General features: G+C 72.8%; 13 protein-coding genes. 5 read left to right on the top strand and 8 right to left on the bottom strand.

Annotation, left to right across the window (positions count from 1 at the left end):
• Window positions 1–5: 5 nt before the first annotated feature.
• Together AB0G11_RS36960 and AB0G11_RS36955 are read left to right on the top strand one after the other, a co-directional pair.
• A complete protein-coding gene (locus tag AB0G11_RS36960) occupies window positions 6–737 on the top strand; it encodes a glycosyltransferase family protein (RefSeq protein WP_246644001.1) in 732 nt (243 codons plus the stop codon).
• Entirely contained in the window at window positions 734–1,699 is a 966-nt protein-coding gene (locus tag AB0G11_RS36955) for a hypothetical protein (protein WP_357591317.1), read from the top strand. Before AB0G11_RS36960 ends, AB0G11_RS36955 begins: the two co-directional genes overlap by 4 nt.
• Here AB0G11_RS36955 and pseI read toward each other — a convergent pair.
• Together pseI and AB0G11_RS36945 are read right to left on the bottom strand one after the other, a co-directional pair.
• The gene (gene pseI / locus AB0G11_RS36950) at window positions 1,680–2,723 is read right to left on the bottom strand and encodes a pseudaminic acid synthase (protein ID WP_357591315.1); all 1,044 of its coding nucleotides are present in this window, start codon (window positions 2,721–2,723) and stop codon (window positions 1,680–1,682) included. The two genes, AB0G11_RS36955 and pseI, sit on opposite strands and share 20 nt — an antisense overlap.
• Window positions 2,720–3,220 carry a GNAT family N-acetyltransferase gene (locus AB0G11_RS36945; RefSeq protein ID WP_219500591.1) on the bottom strand — a complete coding sequence of 167 codons (501 nt, stop codon included), beginning with the start codon at window positions 3,218–3,220 and terminating at the stop codon, window positions 2,720–2,722. Before AB0G11_RS36945 ends, pseI begins: the two co-directional genes overlap by 4 nt.
• Before the next feature lie 112 nt (window positions 3,221–3,332).
• On the opposite strand from AB0G11_RS36945, the gene AB0G11_RS36940 reads away from it, so the two are divergent.
• Genes AB0G11_RS36940 through AB0G11_RS36930 form a run of 3 tightly spaced genes read left to right on the top strand, consistent with a single transcriptional unit; the run spans window position 3,333 to window position 6,721 of the window.
• A complete protein-coding gene (locus AB0G11_RS36940; protein ID WP_357591313.1) occupies window positions 3,333–4,781 on the top strand; it encodes a glycosyltransferase family 2 protein in 1,449 nt (482 codons plus the stop codon).
• 48 nt (window positions 4,782–4,829) lie between these two features.
• On the top strand, window positions 4,830–5,651 hold the full coding sequence (locus AB0G11_RS36935) for a CDP-alcohol phosphatidyltransferase family protein (RefSeq protein ID WP_246644003.1): 822 nt from the start codon (window positions 4,830–4,832) through the stop codon (window positions 5,649–5,651).
• A gap of 20 nt (window positions 5,652–5,671) precedes the next feature.
• Window positions 5,672–6,721, top strand: a complete 1,050-nt coding sequence (locus AB0G11_RS36930; RefSeq protein WP_219500595.1) for a sulfotransferase — start codon at window positions 5,672–5,674, stop codon at window positions 6,719–6,721.
• A 66-nt stretch (window positions 6,722–6,787) separates the two neighbouring features.
• Here the strand turns inward: AB0G11_RS36930 and AB0G11_RS36925 are convergent, their stop codons facing one another.
• The 6 genes from AB0G11_RS36925 to AB0G11_RS36900 form a co-directional block, all read right to left on the bottom strand.
• The gene (locus tag AB0G11_RS36925) at window positions 6,788–7,852 is read right to left on the bottom strand and encodes a glycosyltransferase (RefSeq protein ID WP_357591311.1); all 1,065 of its coding nucleotides are present in this window, start codon (window positions 7,850–7,852) and stop codon (window positions 6,788–6,790) included.
• Window positions 7,849–10,479, bottom strand: a complete 2,631-nt coding sequence (locus AB0G11_RS36920) for a CDP-glycerol glycerophosphotransferase family protein (protein ID WP_357591309.1) — start codon at window positions 10,477–10,479, stop codon at window positions 7,849–7,851. The genes AB0G11_RS36925 and AB0G11_RS36920 overlap by 4 nt, the downstream gene beginning before the upstream one ends.
• An 87-nt stretch (window positions 10,480–10,566) precedes the next feature.
• Window positions 10,567–11,277, bottom strand: coding sequence for an SRPBCC family protein (locus AB0G11_RS36915; RefSeq protein WP_219500601.1), 711 nt, complete (start codon window positions 11,275–11,277; stop codon window positions 10,567–10,569).
• 82 nt (window positions 11,278–11,359) lie between these two features.
• Complete coding sequence (locus AB0G11_RS36910; RefSeq protein WP_219500603.1) at window positions 11,360–12,214, bottom strand: xanthine dehydrogenase family protein subunit M; 855 nt, start codon at window positions 12,212–12,214, stop codon at window positions 11,360–11,362.
• Complete coding sequence (locus tag AB0G11_RS36905) at window positions 12,211–14,538, bottom strand: xanthine dehydrogenase family protein molybdopterin-binding subunit (protein ID WP_219500604.1); 2,328 nt, start codon at window positions 14,536–14,538, stop codon at window positions 12,211–12,213. The genes AB0G11_RS36910 and AB0G11_RS36905 overlap by 4 nt, the downstream gene beginning before the upstream one ends.
• Window positions 14,535–15,017 carry a (2Fe-2S)-binding protein gene (locus tag AB0G11_RS36900; RefSeq protein ID WP_219500606.1) on the bottom strand — a complete coding sequence of 161 codons (483 nt, stop codon included), beginning with the start codon at window positions 15,015–15,017 and terminating at the stop codon, window positions 14,535–14,537. The genes AB0G11_RS36905 and AB0G11_RS36900 overlap by 4 nt, the downstream gene beginning before the upstream one ends.
• Between the last annotated feature and the right edge of the window lie 129 nt (window positions 15,018–15,146).

Below are 15,146 nucleotides of genomic sequence, written 5' to 3'. Positions count from 1 at the left end.
AATCGTTGAGGATTGTCGGAATCATTCAGGCGCGGATGGGGTCGACCCGGTTGCCGGGGAAAGTGCTGCGGGATCTCGGCGGGCGCACGGTGCTGGGCTGGGTGGTCCGGGCGGCGCGCGAGTCGGGCGCGGTCGACGACCTCGTGGTGGCGACCACGACGCTGGCCGAGGACGACGCCGTGGCCGCCGAGTGCGCGGCCCTCGGCGTGGCGTGCCACCGGGGGCCGGTGGACGACGTGCTCACCCGGTTCGCGCAGGCGCTGGAGGGGCGGCAGGGGGAGGCGGTCATGCGGTTCACCGCCGACTGCCCGCTGCTCGACCCGGCGGTGATCAGGGAGGCGGCGCTGGTCTACCGGGCGCTCGGCGGCGCGCTCGACTATCTCAGCACCGGGCTGTCCGGCACGCTGCCGCGCGGCCTCGACGTGGAGATCGCCGGGCTGGCGGCGCTGCGCCGCGCCGACCGGGAGGCGACCGCCTACCACCGCACGCACGTGACGTCCTACATCTACGCGGAGCCGGGCGACTTCCGGCTGCTCGGCCTGGCCTATCCGCCGGGGGCGGGCGACCTGCGGGTCACGCTCGACACCGAGGACGACTGGCGGCTCATCGCGCGTGTCGTGGCCGCGCTGGGCGACCGGTGCGTGCCGTTCCGCGAGCTGGTCGGCTGGCTGCGCGAGCGGCCCGAGGTGTGCCGGCTCAACGCGCACGTGGAGCAGAAGGAGCTGCAGGACGCATGACGGCCGTCGGCGTTCGCTGTGATGCCGGCGCCGCGATCGGCGTCGGCCACCTGGTGCGGTGCGTGGCGCTGGCCGAGGAGCTGCGCTCGCGCGGCGTGCCGGTGACGTTCCTGGGCGAGGTGACCGGGTCGGAGTGGGCCGCGGCGCAACTGCGCGAGCGCGGGCTGCCGTCGGTGCCCGCGCTCCGCGAGCCGCACCGGCTGGCGGCCCAGGCGCGGGAGCTGGGGATCGACGTGATGGTCCTCGACTCGTACACGCTGCCGCCCGGCACCGGGGCGGCGCTGCGCGAGGCGGGGATGGCGGTGCTGGCGATCGTCGACGGCGACCCGCGCGGGCAGGAGGCGGACCTCTACCTGGACCAGAACCTGGGGGCCGAGCGCCACCCGTTCGACGGGGAGCGGCTGGCCGGGAGCGCGTACGTGCTGCTGCGCGACAGCGTGCGCCGCTGCCGCCGGACGCCCCGCGAGGGCGGGCCGCCCCGGGTGCTGTGCTTCTTCGGCGGGACCGACAGCGCGGGCGTCGCGCCGAGGTGGACGAAGGCGCTGCTGTCGACCGGGGCGCCGTTCGAGGCGACCGTGATCAGCCCGGAGCCGTTCGAGGCCGGCGAGTCGGTGGCCGTCGTGCCGCCCACCGACCGGCTGCCCGAGCTGATGGCGCGGGCCGACCTCGTGGTGACCGCCGCCGGTTCGGCCGCCTGGGAGCTGCTGCACCTGGGCGTGCCCACGGCGCTGACCTGGGTGGCGGCCAACCAGCTCACCGGCTACGAGGAGCTGGTGGCGGGCGGGCTGGCCGCCGGGCTGGGGCCCGAGCCCGGCGCCGCCGCCGTCGACACGCTGGCCCGCCTGCTCACCGACCCCGAGCTGCGCGAGGAGTACGGGAGCCGGGGGCGCGACCTGGTCGACGGGCGGGGCCGCGAGAGGGTCGCCGACGCGCTGCTGCGGCTCAGACCAGATCCCACGTGAGCGGCGTGCCGAGCGGCGCGTCGTGGGTGAAGCGGCGGCCCATCACCTGCGGCGCGAGCTCCGGGGGCAGCCCGCCGGCGGGCCGGATCGAGCGCACGTTCTGCTCGGTCACCGGCTCGCCCGCCCGCACGTCCCGCACCACGTACAGCGACCTGCGGAAGCGCAGCCCCTCGCGCTCGGAGGGGCGCGGGCCGATGACGGCGGCGCCGAGCGACTGCCAGGCCCGCTCGCTCTCCACCACCAGGGCCGCCAGCTCGTGCGGCTCCAGCGAGAACGCGGCGTCGACGCCGCCGCCCACCCGGCTCAGCGTGACGTGCTTCTCGATCAGGCACGCGCCGAGCGCGACCCCGGCCAGCGCGGCGCCCAGCCCCGGCGTGTGGTCGGAGACGCCGACGACCGCCCCGGTGATCGCGGCCAGCAGCGGCAGCGCCCGCAGGTTGCTGTCGGCGGGCGAGGCCGGGTAGGAGGCCGTGCACGACAGCACCGCGAGCTGGTCGCACCCGGCGTCGCGGGCCGCCTCGACGGCGTCGTGGATCTCGCCGATCGACGCCATCCCGGTCGAGATGATCAGCGGCTTGCCCGTCGAGGCGGCCAGCCTGATCAGCGGCAGGTCCACGATCTCCGACGAGGCGATCTTGTACGCGGGCGCGTCGAGCTTCTCCAGCAGCTCGATCGCCGTGCGGTCGAACGGCGAGGAGAACGGGATCAGCCCTCGCTCGCGCGCCCTGGTGAAGATCGGCTCGTGCCACTCCCACGGCGTGTGGGCGCGTTCGTAGAGCCGGTAGAGCCGCTCGCCGCCCCACAGCTCGTGTCCGGAGCCGATGCGGAAGGCCGGGCCGTCGGCGTCGACGGTGATCGTGTCGGGCCGGTAGGTCTGCAGCTTGAGCGCGTGGGCACCGGCCCGCGCCACCGCGTCGACGATCGACAGCGCGCGCTCCAGGCTGCCGTCGTGGTTGCCGGACATCTCGGCGATGACGAACGGCGGCCGGCCCGGCCCGACGGCCCGCTCGGCGATCTTGATCATGCGTGGTCCTCCCTGGTCAGCTCGATGGCGATGACGTCGCGGCGCAGCCCCTCGACCTCCAGCCCGAAGACGCCCACCTCGGCGAAGCCGAACCGCCGGTGCAGCCGCCTGACCGGCTCGTTTGAGGCCAGCACCTCGCCGCGCAGCCGGGTCAGGCCGAGCGGCCCGAAGGCGTGCGCGATGGCGGCCCGCTCCAGCCCGATCCAGGCGGCCAGCAGCGTGCCCGACCGCTCCAGCCCGTCGAGGTCGAGGTAGAAGGCCCAGCTCGCGGTGCGCGACCCGTCGCCGAGCCCCGAATAGGTCACCACTCCGGCGGGCTCGCCGTCGTGGTCGTAGACGAGCACCCGCCGCGCCGGGTCGTCCTTGACCCGGGCCCACCAGCGGGCGTGCTCGGCCGGGCTGATCTCGTGGGTGGTGAAGCTGGACGCCCGGACCTTCGGATGGTTGCGCCAGCGGCGCAGCACGGGCAGCTCGTGCTCGTGGACGCTCCTCAGCATCCTTCCCCCTACACAACGTGCCGGATCACTTGCACAACGTAGCGTAAAGACCCGATCAGGGCAGCGACAGCCCGGGCATGCTGCCCTCAGCCACCGAAAGGAGTGCTCGACAATGATCCCCCTGCTCAGCGTCGTCGTCCCGATCCACAACGTGGAGCCGTACCTGGCGGAGTGCCTGGAGTCGCTGGCCGCCCAGACGCTGACGGACTTCGAGGTCCTCTGCGTCGACGACGGCTCGCTCGACGGCAGCCGCCGGGTGGCCGAGGAGTTCGCCGCCCGCGATCCCCGGTTCGTGCTGCTGCGCCAGCCCAACCAGGGGCCGGGACCGGCCCGCAACCTCGGCGTGCGGCACGCCCGCGGCCCCTACCTGGCCTTCGCCGACGGTGACGACGTCGTGCCGCCGCGCGCGTACGAGCTGCTGGTCTCCTCGCTGCGGGAGACCGGCTCCGACCTGGCGTGCGGGGCGGTGCTGCGGCTGGCCGACGGCGAGCTGGCGCCGTCGACGATGCACGAGAAGGTGTTCAGGCGGCGGGTGCTGTGCACGCACGTCATGGACCGCCGCTCGCTGGCCCGCGACCGCACGGTCTGGAACAAGGTCTACCGGACGGCGTTCTGGCGCGAGCGCGGGCTGGAGTTCCCCGCCGGGATCTACGAGGACGTGCCCGTGGCCATCCGCGCGCACGTGCTGGCCACCAGCGTCGACGTGCTCGACGACGTCGTCTACCACTGGCGCAGGCGTGACGGCGGCGAGGACTCGATCACCCAGCGGCGCACCGAGCTGCCCAACCTGACCGAGCGGCTGGGCGCCATCCGCTCGGTACGGGCCTTCCTGGACGAGACGGCGCCGGAGCTGAAGGCCACCTTCGACGACCTGGTGCTGGAGAAGGACATCGTCTTCCTCTTCCAGGCGCTGGAGGACGCCGCCGACGGCGACAGCGGGCCGGCGCTGGAGGTGGCCAGGCAGTGGCTGGCCGAGCTGGGTCCCGACGTGATCGCGGCGGCGCCATCGCTGCGGCGGCTCGAACTCCACCTGGTCGAGCGCGGGCTGGTCAAGGAGTTGCGACAGGTGCGCGAGTTCAGGCGGGCCTCGGCCGAGGGCACCCGGGTGGTGCCGCGCGGCTGGCGCAACACCGGCTGGTACGGCGACTACCCGTACTTCCGCGACCGCAGGCTGGCGATCCCCGACGAGGTGTACGACGCGCGGCAGGAGCTCAAGCTGGTGGCGCGGGTCGACGAGTGCGGCTGGACCGGCCGGGAGTATCTGCTGCGCGGCCAGGTGGCCATCCACCGCGTCGAGCGCAAGCCGGGCCGCGTCAGCCTGGTGCTGAGCGACGGCCGCCGCAAGGTGCCGCTGACCGCCAAGCGCGTCGGCGGGCAGGGCCTGGTGGCCACGATCGACCCGCGCGCGCTGGAGGGCGGCGGGCCCACCTGGCGGCTCCAGGCGCGCACCGAGACGCGCGGGCTGGTGCTGAAGGGGTGGTTCCGCGAGGGGGAGAGCGGCCCCACCTGGCGCCTTTCGGTGGCGGAAGGGTCAAGAAGAGGCATGGACATTCCCCAGTAGTTCCAGAGAGTAATTGCTCAAACACGGCTCGTCGTCATGCTGTAGTCCATGAGGACCTATTCGCTCGATGACGTCCACGCGACACGCAAGCGGAGAGACTCCTGGTGGACCGTGTACTTCGTGGACCCGGTCGCCTGCCGGGTCGCGCTCGCGGTCGCCAACCGCACGCGGATCACGCCCAACGAACTCACCGTGACGTCGCTGGTCCTCGGCATGATCTCTGCCGCGTGCCTGGCGACGGACCGGCTGGTCGCCGGGGCGGTTCTGTTCTATCTGAGTTTCATGATCGACTGCGTCGACGGGAAGATCGCCAGGCTCAAGGGCACGGGGACGCCCTTCGGGCTCTGGCTCGACTACGTCGGCGACCGCGTCAGGGTGGTCTGCTGCGCCGCCGGACTCGCCTACGGGCAGTTCGCGCTCACGGGGGATGTGAGCTGGGTGGTGCTGGGCGCGGTGGTGGCCGTGCTCGACCTCTTCCGGTACGTCAACGCGCCGCAGATGAAGCGGGTCCGCGAGGTCATCAGGGAGGGTCGGGCCGATCTCCAGGCGGATCTCCAGGCTGAAGTGCAGCCTGGGCTGGTGCCGGCGCCCAGGGGAGGGCGGACCGGCGGCAGGATGCCGTACTCGCTGCGGCGGCTCAACAGGTTCCTGGCCCGGCGCCGGGTGCGGTCGCACCTCATCAGCGGCATCGAGTTCCACGCCGCGGTGTTCGTGATCGCGCCTCTCGCCGGGGCCGGGGCGCTGATCCCGGTGGCGGTGGTCGCCAGCGTCCTGCTTCTCGCCAACGAGATCTTCCTTGTCTACCGGATGTGGCTCTTCGCGCGCAGGCACCCCGTGCCCCAGGAGAGCCGAGAGCACGTTCTCGTCTAAATTTCGGGGGTTAGTACGAAATGTCAGACCGGCCAGTATTCGTGATCGGCTGCCCGCGCTCCGGCACCACGATGCTCCAGCTCATGCTCCACTCGCACCCGCGCCTCGCGGTGCCGCCGGAGACGCGCTTCGTCATGCCCGTCTACTACAAGCGGCGCGCGTTCGGCGACCTCCGGGACGCCGAGCGGCGGCGCGCGCTGGCCGAGTGGATCGCGAGCGACCGCAGCACCAAGTTCCGCGAGCTCAAGATCGACCGCGACGCCTTCGTCCGCCAGGTCGTGGACGGCCCCGGCTCGCTCGGCTCCGTGCTCGGCACCGCCTTCCGCATGTACGCCGAGCGGTTCGGCAAGGCCCGCTGGGGCGACAAGCGGCCCAGTTACGTCAAGCACACCGACCTGCTGCTCAGGCTCTTCCCCGACGCCCAGTTCATCCACCTGATCAGGGACGGCCGCGACTGCGTGGCCTCGCTGAAGGAGATGCCCTGGTACACGCTGGACTCCTTCCACGCGGTCTCCACCTGGGCCGAGGCCATCGACCACGGTGACAAGCTGCGCCGGACGCTGCCCGACGACAGCTACTTCGAGCTGCGTTACGAGGACCTCACCGACGACCCGGTGACCGAGCTGAAGAAGCTCTGCGCGTTCCTGGAGGAGGACTTCTCGCCCGCCATGGTGTCGCCGCGCGAGGCGGCCAGCGTGGCGGTGCCGGTGCACAAGGTGTGGCACAGCAACACGCACGGCGAGGTCACCAGGAGCCGGGTCGGGAGCTGGGCCAAGCGCCTGGACGGCTGGGAGATCTCGCTCTGCGAGCAGGTGCTCGGCGAGCGGCTGGAGGCCCAGGGCTACGAGCTGACCGGCGCCGCCCCGGCGGCCAAGGAGCACGTGTCGGCCTGCAACAAGACGATGCAGCGCCGCCGCAACAGCCGGATGCGCAAGTCCATGCGCGACCGCTTCAACCGGCTGCGCGAGCCCAGCCCGGTGGCCGCCCTGCTGACCACCGGCCAGCGCGCCCTGGCCGGCGTCCCGCAGCAGCGCAGCGAGTCGCCGGAGCTGGCCGAGCGCACCGGCTGACCGCCCGTGCCGCTGCTCACCGGCTGGATCTTCACCGGTCGATGGGGGTGAAGGCCGGCTGGATTTTCACCGGTCGATGTGGGTGAAGAGCGCTTCCCAGCGGTCGAGCACCGGGTCGAGGCGGAAGTCCTCGGCCCGCTGCCGGGCGGCGGCGCCCAGCCGCCGCCGCTCCGGCGCCGAGCCGATGAGCCGGCCCAGCTCGGCCGCGAAGGCGTCCACGTCCGCCGGCGGGACCAGCGCCGACGCGACCGAGCGCACTCCGCCCGACACGTCGAACGCCACCGCCGGCACCCCGTGCGCGGCCGACTCCAGCAGCACGATCGGCAGCCCCTCGTGCTCGCTCGTGAGGGCGACCAGCGAGGCGTCCCGGTACTCGGCCGGCATCCGCGCGGCCGGCACCCGCCCGCGGAACACCACCCGGTCGGCCACCCCTTCCCGCGCCGCGTGCGCCCGCAGCCGCTCCAACTCGCCCCCGTCGCCGATCAGGTGCAGCTCCCACGACGGCGGCGCCCCCGACCTGGCGAACGCGGTGATCAGCCGGTCGAACCGCTTGACCCCCTCCAGCCGCCCCACCCCCAGCACCCGGGGCGACGACAGCGGCGACACGGCGTCCGGCCAGGCGGCCAGCGGGTTCGGCAGCGTCCACGTGTTGGGGAGCAGTGCGTTCTCCGCGAACAGCCACGCGTCGTCGTCGCTCAGGAACACCGCCTGGTCCAGCCGCGGGTAGTGCTTCCTGATCGAGCTCAGGTGCCAGCAGCCGCGGGCGTGCTCGTACGAGCCGTGATACTGGCCGATCGGACGCAGCGAGCCGGGCAGCAGCCGTGACAGCCGGGTCACCACGCCGGGCGAGGTGAGCACGGCGAAGCCGGGCCGCATCGGGCCGAGCAGCTCGCGCAGCCGGCGGTCGGCGCGCAGCCGGGCCAGGCGTCCCTGCGGCCCGACCGGGGTGCGGCTGATCAGGTGCTGCCGGTAGCGGGGGCGCTCGACGTAGCGGAACGGCGCGTCGGCCCGGTGCAGCCCGACGACGTGCACCTCGTGCCCGCGCCCGGCCAGGCCGTGGGCCAGCGTGTGCGTCACCTGCTGGATGCCGCCCAGCGTGTCGGCGTCCAGGCAGGCGAAGACGACGTTCACCGGGCACCCGCCGTGAAGAAGTCCGCGACGATCCGGGCGGAGGCGTCGCCGCGCTCGTCGGCGCACCACAGCTCGCGGAAGGCGGCGTAGCGGCCGGCGTGGGCGGCGTGCACGGCGGGCAGGTCGCGCAGCGCCGCGACGAGGTCCGCGGTCGTCGTCACGCACGGGCCGGGGGCGATCGACGGCAGGTCGTGGTAGACGCCGCGCTCCGACAGCCGGTAGTCGTCCCAGTCGTCGATGAAGAACAGCATCGGCTTGCCGGTCAGCGCGTAGTCGCACATCACCGACGAGTAGTCCGTCAGCAGCGCGTCGGAGGCCAGCATCAGGTCGTTGATCTCCGGGTACGAGCCGGCCGGGCGGACGAAGTGCCGCAGCCGCTCCGGCGGTTTGTAACGTTCCACCGGATGCGTCCGCAGGATCAGCACCCACTCGTCCGCGAGCTCCCTGGCCATCAGCTCCAGGTCCACCCGGACCGACCGGCCGCTGCCCTTGGCCCGGTCGCGGTAGGTGGGCGCGTACAGCAGCACCTTCTTGCCGGGCGGGATCTCCAGCCGCTCGCGCACCCCGTCGGCGCACGCCCCGCGCACCAGCGCGTCGCAGCGCGGCGTGCCGCAGCGGTAGACGCGGCCGGTGTAGCCGTTGGACGGCAGGAAGCAGCGCGAGAACTCGGCGCTCGGCGACACCAGCGCGTCCCACCGGGCGACCGCCCGCCGCCACTGGGCGCGCGGCCCGTCGAAGTCGCCGCGCAGGTCGGGCGCGTCGAAGCCGATCGACTTGATGCCCTGCCCGTGCCACGTCTGCAGGTAGCGGGTGCGGCGCGGCTTGGGGTAGTCGAGCGGGAAGCCGTGGCTGTCGACCCAGTAGCCGGCCCGGGCCATCGTCCAGACGTAGGCCCAGCTTCCGCGCCTGACCAGCCGCACGTCGGGCGGGAAGTTGCCGCGCCCCCTGGCCACCGACCACACCGCCTCGATCGGCAGGCCGCTGCGGCGCAGCTCCTCGTAGATGGCGCGCGGGCTGCCCGTGTAGCCCTTGCCGACGTCGGCCTCGAACAGCGCCAGGTCCCTGCGCGGCGGCACCACCTTGATCAGGGCCTTGTAGACGCGCAGCTTCAGCTTCGGCGTGCTCAGCCGCTTCAGCAGCCTGCGTCTGATCCGGCGCAGCAGCGACCGGGCGGAGACGGCCCGCACGCACAGGTACGCCGCGTAGCCCTCGGCCTTGACCGTGCCGCCGGGCAGCTCGATCGGCTTCATCGCCGGGTCGACCAGCAGCCGGTCGGTGGTGGTGTGGCCGTCTGCGACCCGGGTGAACCCGATGCGCGGCTCGCACCGGCCCCTGGGCGTGAAGACGATCTCGCTCACGTAAGCGCACTCGCCCGACGGCTGCGGGCTGATCGGCACCTTCTCGCCGCCCACCCGCAGGAACGCCTTCCACTCCACCGGCAGCACGCCGAACGGGTCGTAGGTGTGCACGGTCATCCGGACCCGGTCGCCGTCCTGGCCGATCTCGGTCACCTCGTGCCGCAGCCGGGTGGCCGAGTACGGCAGCTCGGCCAGCCGCAGGTCCGTGATGTCCATGCCCGGCGTGGCCGTCGTGCCCCAGTACGTCCGCCCGCCGACCTGCACGGCGGCCCGCGGCGGCGCCCCCGCCCCGGTGAGCGACCCGGCGGCGATGCGCAGGTCGTCCACCCGGTCGTCGAGGATGAGCCGGCAGCAGACCCGGTCCATCGGCCCGACCCGGTCGAACACCTCGGGCGCGATCTCCTCCAGGTACAGCCGGACGACCGCGGCGAACTCCTTGACCCACACCCGGTCCATCGTGGGCAGCGGGTTCAGGTAGACGCGCAGGTCCTGGCGCAGGAACCGGTACTGGCGGGCGGGCACCAGGTCGGCGGCCCCGTGCTCGCGCAGGATGTCGTCGCTCAGCCGGGCGGCGACGACCCGGTGGCGCACGTTGTCCATGTCCTTGATGCTCAGCGAGATCGACGTGCCGCCGCGCGCCCGGTGCCAGTGGTAGACCACCCACGGCACGACGGCGAAGCGCCGCGCCAGCGCGTACAGCTCGGTGGCGAACACGTGGTCCTCGTAGTGGATGTCCTCCGGGAAGCGCAGCAGGTTGTCACGCAGGAAGCGCACGTCGTAGAGCTTGTTGGTGCTGAAGGAGTCCAGGAACAGCTCGGGCTCCTCGCGGATGCCCTCGACGACTCGCCGCCGGGCGAACAGCGTCGGATAGTACGGCTTGAGCCGGCCGCTGGACTCGTACAGCCGGGAGATCTGGCCGGACACGAAGTCGGCCCCGGTCCGCTCGATCTCGGTCAGCAGGCTCTTGCAGGCGTGCCGGGGCAGCTCGTCGTCGCTGTCGAGGAACATCACGTACGGCGCGGCGGCGGCGTCGAGGCCGTCGTTCCTGGGGGCGCCGCAGCCGCCGCTGTTGACCTCGCGGCGCAGGTAGCGGACGCGGGGATCGGCTCTCATCAGCTCGGCGGCCACCCGGGGCGTGCCGTCGGTGCTGGCGTCGTCGGAGATGATCACTTCCAGGTCGCGCAGCGACTGCCGCAGCACGGAACGCACCGCCCTGGGCAGGCGGGCCGCGTCGTTGTAGGTGATCACGACAACGGTGCAAGCCGGCATGCCATCCCCCCGAGTGTCACGACGTGGGGGTAGGCATGCCCGCAGGATTCTGGATGTGTCCGGACTTGATGGGGTTTTTGCCTAAAATCACCGCATAAGGCGACGAATCGCCCAGACGATCAGCGCCAGCACGGCCAGCGCGCCCAGGACCGGCGCCACCCGCTTGATCAGCGGCGCCCCGGCGACCTCCAGCAGGTCGAGCGCCTCCTCGTCCGCGCTCAGCGCCGTCCGCGCCGTCCCCGCGGGCCTGGCCGGGCTCTCCACCGCTTCCTCCGGGACGGCGGCCAGATGCCGCTCACCCGGCCCGGGAGCCTGAGGCTCCGGGGACTCGGCGATCTCCGGGGCCGCCGGTTCGGTGAGCAGGTCGGCCAGGTTGGCGGCGAACCGGTCGATGAGCTTGCCGCCCACCTCCGCCATCACGCCGCGCCCGAACTGCGCCGGCCGGCCCGTGACGTTGAACGACGTCTCCACCGCGACCGACGTCGAGCCGTCGCCCGGCGTCAGCCGCGCCTTGACCGTCGCCGACGCCGTGCCCGAGCCGCGCGCCTCCTTGCCCGACGCCCGCAGGGTCAGCGTGTGCGCGTCCTTGTCCACGTCCTCGAACCGGGCGGTGCCCCGGTAGGTGACGGTGATCGGCCCGACCTTGACCTTCATCCTGCCGGTGAACTCTTCGCCCTCGAAGATGTCCAGCGTCGCCCCCGGCAGGCACGGCGCGACCCGCTCGACGTCGAGCAGCACCGCCCACGCCTGCTCGACGGGGACCGGGACCGTGAACTCGTGCTCGAACCGCATCGCCATCGATCCGCTCCTTCCCGACTGGTTGCGAGCGTACGTCCCGTGGGGGCGACCCGGAAGGGCGGCGCCCCCACGGGACGCGGGCTCAGGGAGCCCCGGCGGCCGTGCGCACCGCGCGATGCGTCAGCACCCTGGCCAGGTGCCGCCGGTAGTCCGGCTGGGCGTGCAGGTCGGCCGGCGGCGCCGTGCCCTCCGCCGCCTCCCCGCACGCCTGCCGTACCTGGTCGCCCAGCTCGGCGCCCTGGAGCGCCGACTCGGCGGCGCGGGCCCGCAGCGGCGTCGGCGCCATGTTGGCCAGCCCGATCCTGGCCTCCTGGATCGCGCCGTTCGTGCGCCGGACCGCGACGGCCACGCCGACGATCGGCCACGCCTGCGCCGTGCGGTGGAACTTCTCGTAGTGGAAGCCCCAGCCGTCACCCAGCTTGGGGATCTTCACGCCGGTCAGGATCTCGCCCGGCAGCAGCGCCGACTCCAGGTAGTCGACGAAGAACCGGGCCGCCGGGATCTCCCGCTCGCCGCCGGCCGAGCGCGCGACGAACACGCCGTCCAGCGCCAGCACCACGGCCGGCAGGTCGCCCGCCGGGTCCGCGTGCGCCAGTGAGCCGCCGAACGTGCCGCGGTGCCGCACCGCCGGATCGGCCACCGTGGCCGTCGCGAGCGCCACCAGCGGGCAGCCCTCGCGCACCACCGGCGAGCGCATGACCTCGTCGTGCGTGGTCATCGCGCCGACGAACACGTGGTCGCCCCGGTCGTGCGCGCCCGCCAGCTCCGGCAGCCGCGCCACGTCGACCAGCTTGGACGGGTACGCCAGCCGCAGCCGCAGCAACGGCAGCAGCGACTGCCCGCCGGCCAGGACCTTCGTGTCCTCATCCGAGGCCAGCTCCCGGAACGCCTGGTCCAGCGAGTCCGGGCGGACGTAGTCGAACTGGGCCGGGATCATGACCGCGCTCCTTCCAGCGCCCGCCAGACGCGCTCGGGCGTGCACGGCATCGCCACGTCATGGACGCCGTACGGGCGCAGCGCGTCCACGACGGCGTTGACCACGGCCGGGGTCGAGGCGATGCAGCCCGCCTCGCCCACGCCCTTGGCGCCCAGCGGGTTGCCGGTCGCCGGGGTCTCGGTCCGGTCGGTGACGAAGTCCGGCAGGTCGGCCGCCGACGGCAGCAGGTAGTCGGCCAGCGTGCTGGTCAGCAGGTTGCCGTCCGCGTCGTACACCGCCTCCTCGAACAGCGCCTGCCCGATCCCCTGGGCGATGCCGCCGTGCACCTGGCCCTCGACGATGAGCGGGTTCACCACCTTGCCGACGTCGTCCACGGCCACGTACGAGCGGATTCTCGTCAGGCCCGTCTCGGTGTCGACCTCGACCGCGCACAGGTGGGTGCCGTGCGGGAAGGAGTAGTTGTCCGGGTCGTAGGTCGCCTCGGAGTCCAGCCGCGCCTCCACCCCGTCGGGCAGGTCGTGCGCGGTGAACGCGGCGAAGGCCAGCTCCTGGATCGTCGCGCGCGCGTCGGTGCCGCGCACTGTGAACGCGCCCCCGGCGAACTCCAGGTCGTCCGGCGCGCACTCCAGCACGTGCGCGGCCAGCTTGCGGGCCTTCTCCCTGACCTTCTCGCACGCCTGGAGCACCGCCACGCCGCCGATCACCAGCGACCGCGAGCCGTAGGTGTCCATTCCCTTGTGCGCGATGGCCGTGTCGCCGTGGATGACCGTGATGTCGTCGAACGGCACGCCCAGCGCGTCGGCCGCGATCTGGCTCCACGCCGTCACGTGCCCCTGGCCGTGCGGCGACGTGCCCGTGATCACCTCCACCTTGCCGGTCGGCAGCATGCGCACCGCGCCGTGCTCCCAGCCGCCCGCCGCGTACCGCGCCTCCTTCAGCAGCCGCGACGGGGCCAGCCCGCACATCTCCGTGTACGTGCTGACGCCGATGCCGAGCTGCACCGGGTCCCCCCGGTCCCGCCGGTCGGCCTGTTCGGCGCGCAGCTTGTCGTAGCCGAACAGCGCCATCGCCTTGTCCGTGGCCGCCTCGTAGTTGCCGGAGTCGTAGGTCAGGCCGGAGATCGTCGTGTACGGGAACTCCTCGTGCCTGATCCAGTTGCGCCGCCGCACCTCCAGCGGGTCGGCCTTGAGCTCGGCGGCCAGCTCGTCCATGATCCGCTCGATGCCGAACGTCGCCTCGGGCCGGCCCGCGCCTCGGTAGGCGTCCGTGGGCATCTTCGTGGTGAACACGCCCGTGCAGCCGAACTCGTAGGCGTCCATCTTGTAGATCGCGTTGAACATCGACGCGCCCAGCAGCGGGACGCCGGGCGTGAGCAGCATCAGGTACGCGCCCATGTCGGCCAGCAGCTCCACGCGCAGGCCGCGGATCCGGCCGTCGGCGTCGGCCGCGAGCTTGACGCGCTGCACCTGGCCGCGGCCGTGATGCACGGTCAGGTTGCCCTCGGAGCGGGACTCGTTCCACTTGACCGGCCTGCCGAGCCGGCGGGTGAGCAGCAGGCAGAGCACCTCCTCGGCGGTGACCTGCAGCTTCGAGCCGAACCCGCCGCCCACGTCCGGGGCGATCACGCGGATCTTGTGCTCCGGGATGCCGGTGGTCAGCGCCAGCATCACCCGCAGCACGTGCGGGATCTGCGTCGCCGTCCAGACCGTGTACGAGTCGCCGTCCGTGCTGGCCAGCACCGCCCGCGGCTCCATCGCCGCCGGGATGAGCCGCTGCTGGTGGTAGGTGCGCTCGATGACGATCGGGGCGTCACGGAAGGCCGCGTCGACGTCGCCCGAGGTGACCTTCATCGTGTACGCCTGGTTGCCCGACTCGTGCACCTTCGGGCTGTCCGGCGCGAGCGCCTCCTCCAGGCCGACCACGGCCGGCAGCGGCTCGTAGTCGACCTCGATCGCCTCCAGCGCGTCGGCCGCCAGGTAGCGGTCGGTGGCGACCACGCACGCCACCGCCTCGCCCACGTAGCGGACCTCCGACACGGCCATCGGCGGATGGTCCGGGATCACGATGTCCTCGGTCACCGGCCACGCGCACGGCAGGCTGCCCTGCTCGGCCGCCAGGTCCTGGCCGCAGAACGCCGCCACCACCCCGGTCATCCCGCGCGCCCCCGACACGTCGACCCGGGTGATCCGCGCGTGCGCCATCGGGCTGCGCAGGAACGCCACGTGCAGCGTCCCCGGCGGGCGCAGGTTGTCGGTCCACTGGGTGCGGCCCGTCAGCAGCCGCGCGTCCTCCTTGCGCCTCCTGGCCCTGCCGACCTCGGTCATGACGTCCTCACCGCCCGCCCCATCTCCTGGGCGCCCCGCCTGACCGCGCGGACGATGTTGCAGTAGCCGGTGCACCGGCACAGGTTGCCCTCCAGGCCCTCCCGGATGGCCTCCTCCGACGGCTCGGGCGTCTCCCTGAGCAGGTCGATCGCCGCCATGACCATGCCGGGCGTGCAGTAGCCGCACTGCAGCGCGTGTTCCTCGTGGAAGGCCCGCTGCATCGGGTGCATCGACCCGTTCGCGCCCAGACCCTCGATCGTGACGACCTCACAGCCGTCGGCCTGCACGGCGAGCACCGAGCAGCTCTTGGCGCTCTTGCCGTCGAGCATCACGGTGCAGGCGCCGCAGTTGCTGGTGTCGCAGCCGACCGGCGTGCCGGTCCTGCCCAGCCGTTCTCGGAGCAGATGGACGAGGAGGAGCCGCGGCTCGACCTCCTCCTCGTACGTGATCCCGTCGACGGTGACGGTGATACGGGGCATACGTCCTCCCTCGGAGCAGGGGGAAAGGCGGACAACGCCAACGTATCTTCGGGTGGTTTGCCGTCAAGGCGTGTCTTTCCGGACAACTGCTCCTGATCAGTGCAAACACGGCCCGAGGGGGACCGGCGG

This window comes from Nonomuraea sp. NPDC023979, assembly GCF_040639085.1.
Lineage (GTDB): Bacteria > Actinomycetota > Actinomycetes > Streptosporangiales > Streptosporangiaceae > Nonomuraea > Nonomuraea ceibae.
Note: the sequence above shows the minus strand (reverse complement) of the source record. Positions and strands in the feature narration are given on the sequence as shown.